This is a genomic window from Brevundimonas sp., assembly GCF_016463485.1.
Taxonomy (GTDB): Bacteria; Pseudomonadota; Alphaproteobacteria; order Caulobacterales; family Caulobacteraceae; genus Brevundimonas.
In genome coordinates, this window is record NZ_JAEMRD010000232.1 from 1 (window position 1) to 2,856 (window position 2,856).

General features: G+C 68.4%; 3 protein-coding genes. All 3 read left to right on the forward strand.

The window, feature by feature from the left end:
* Window positions 1-78 precede the first annotated feature (78 nt).
* On the forward strand, window positions 79-1,065 hold the full coding sequence (locus tag JHC99_RS18295) for a rhodanese-related sulfurtransferase (RefSeq protein WP_292156116.1): 987 nt from the start codon (window positions 79-81) through the stop codon (window positions 1,063-1,065).
* A 43-nt stretch (window positions 1,066-1,108) separates the two neighbouring features.
* Window positions 1,109-2,023 carry a DUF4232 domain-containing protein gene (locus JHC99_RS18300; protein ID WP_292156117.1) on the forward strand — a complete coding sequence of 305 codons (915 nt, stop codon included), beginning with the start codon at window positions 1,109-1,111 and terminating at the stop codon, window positions 2,021-2,023.
* 89 nt (window positions 2,024-2,112) lie between these two features.
* A partial coding sequence (locus tag JHC99_RS18305; protein ID WP_292156118.1) for an aminotransferase class I/II-fold pyridoxal phosphate-dependent enzyme occupies window positions 2,113-2,856 on the forward strand: 744 nt, incomplete at its 3' end.

The window sequence follows — 2,856 nt, forward strand, 5'->3', positions numbered from 1 at the left end:
TCCCGCACCCAAATCACAAACGCCGCCCCTAACAGGGCGGCGTTTTTGCGTTCAGAATACCGATCAGCGAGCTCTTCGATGACCGAAACCAACAGTCCTGACCGCATGGGCGCCTCGACCGATATCCAGGTCGCTGCCGTCTATGGTTTCAGCCGGATTTCGGACCCGGACGCATTGCGCATGACCCTCGAACAGGTGTGCCGCGCCGGCGGCGTTCGCGGCACCCTTCTGATCGCGCACGAAGGCGTCAACGGAACGATCGCCGGACCGGCCGCCGGCGTCGCGGCTGTGCTGAACAGGATCCGGGCCCAGCCGGGTCTCGCCGCACCGGAGATCAAGTATGCCTGGGCGGAGGTCATGCCCTTTCACCGGCTGAAGGTTCGGGTGAAGGCCGAGATCGTCACCATGGGTCGGCCCAACGTCGATCCGGCCAACGCGGCGGGCACCTATGTCGCCGCCGAGGACTGGAACGATCTGATCGCAGATCCTGACACGCTCGTGATCGATACCCGCAATGACTACGAGGGCGAGATCGGGGCCTTCGCCCATGCTGTCCAGCCCAACACGTCAGGTTTCCGTGACTTTCCGGCCTGGTTCGAGACCGAGGGACGGGCGCTGATCGCCGAGCGACGGCCCGACCGCGTGGCCATGTACTGCACCGGCGGCATCCGCTGCGAGAAGGCCAGCGCCCTGTTGAAGGCGGAGGGGGTGGACGATGTGCGGCACCTGCACGGCGGCATCCTGCGCTATCTGGAAACCGTGCCCGAAGCCGAGAGCCTGTGGCGCGGCGAATGTTTCGTGTTCGACGAGCGGGTGGCGGTCGGCCACGGTCTGGCACTTGGCGACCACGTTCTGTGTCGCGGCTGCCGCATGCCGGTGGGGGCCGAAGGGCGCGCGTCGCCCCGTTTCGTCGAAGGGGTGTGCTGCGACCGCTGCTTCGAAGACCGGACGCCGGAACAGCAGGCCCGCTATGCCGAACGCCGCCGCCAGATGGAGATCGCGGAGCGACGCGGGGCCGCCCATATCGGCGAGGCGGCACGTCAAACAGCGAAGCGGAGCCTTTGACGGAGAACGACGTTAACCGGGTTCAGCCTTCCTGGGAAAAGCCATGCGTCCGATCCAAGCCCTGAGCGTCGTCGGCCTTGCCGCAGCCCTGACCCTGGGGGCATGCAATCGCGACCCGGTCCCGGCCCAACCGGTTCAGGCGCCGGCCGCCGCGACGTCACAGGCCCCGCCCGTTCCGCCTGTCGGCTATGCCTGCGAGAGCGGCAAGACGGTGACGGTCCAGTACCCGGACACGGCGACGGCCAATGTCGCCTATCTGAACCAGACCTATGCGATGCGGACCACGCCGTCGCCGACCGGCGCGCGCTACGCCGGCTCGGGCATGGAATGGTGGACCACCACGGCGAACGGCCAGGAGCAGGCGACGCTGAGCCGACTGGGCCCCAATCAGGACGTCGGCGTCGCCATCCTGGAGCGGTGCAGCCGGCCGACATCGGCTCCGGGGACGCCCGCGCAACCCATGCCACTGCCCGCGCCGGGAGAGACGGCCCCTACGACCGGATCGCTCGCACCGCCTTGCCGGACCAGCCAGCTCAAACTTTCGTCTGAGGGAGGGGACGCCGGGGCCGGCAATCGGGTGGCGGTGCTGGGCGCGCAGAATGGGGGCACGCAGGCCTGTAGCCTGAACGGCTATCCCACCGTCACCTTGCTGGACGGGCAGGGGCGGTCGTTGACGGCGATCCGGGCCGAACAGCAGTCGGGCAACTATTTCGGCGGGGCGACAGGGCCGACGCCGGTGACGATCGCGCCTCAGGCCAAGGCCTATTTCGACGTCGCCTGGTCGGTCGTGCCCAATGAGGCGATCGGCGAGCGGACCTGTCCGAACGCGGCCACGGTGCGGGTTGCCCTGCCCGGCGATACGGCGGTCGTGACGCTGGCCCAGGCCTTCTCGCCCTGCGGGGGGCGCGTCCGGGTCAGGCCGTTCAGGGCTCAGGCGGGGGACACGGCCGGGGGCTGATCCATCAGCTCAGGCGTCGGGCCAAGCTGGCGTCCGTCGCGAAATCGGCGTAACCCGCAGGGCCTTCGCCAGCCGCTGCCCGAGGCCCCATGCCGACCGCCTTTCACGACCGCGTATCCGCCGAACTGGCCGACATCGACAGCCAGGGCCTGACCAAGCCCGAACGGGTGATCGCCAGCCGGCAGGGTCCGGTGATCGAGGTCGGCGGACGCAAGGTCCTGAACTTCTGCGCCAACAACTATCTGGGTCTGGCCGGCGACGACCGGATCGTACAGGCGGCACAGGCGGCGACGGAGCGGCGCGGGGCGGGCACGGCTTCGGTGCGCTTCATCTGCGGCACCCAGGACATCCACAAGGAACTGGAGGCCCAGGTCGCGGCCTGGCTGGGGTTCGAGGACGCCATCCTGTTCGCCGCCGCCTTCGACGCCAACGGCGGCCTGTTCGAGCCCCTGTTCGGCGAGGCCGATGCGATCGTGTCGGACAGTCTGAACCACGCCTCGATCATCGACGGGGTGCGGCTGTGCAAGGCCAAGCGGTACCGGTTCGCCACCTCCGACATGGACGATCTGGAGACCCAGTTGAAGGCGGCGCGGGCGGCCGGGGCGCGCGACATCGTCATCGCCACCGACGGTGCCTTTTCGATGGATGGTTATATCGCCAAGCTAAAGGACATCCGGGCGCTGGCCGATCGCTACGACGCCCTGATCATGGTCGACGACTGTCACGCGACCGGGTTTCTGGGGCCTCAAGGGAAGGGGTCATTCGCGCATCATGGGGTCGAGATCGACTTCCTGACCGGGACGTTCGGCAAGGCGCTGGGCGGGGCGATGGGC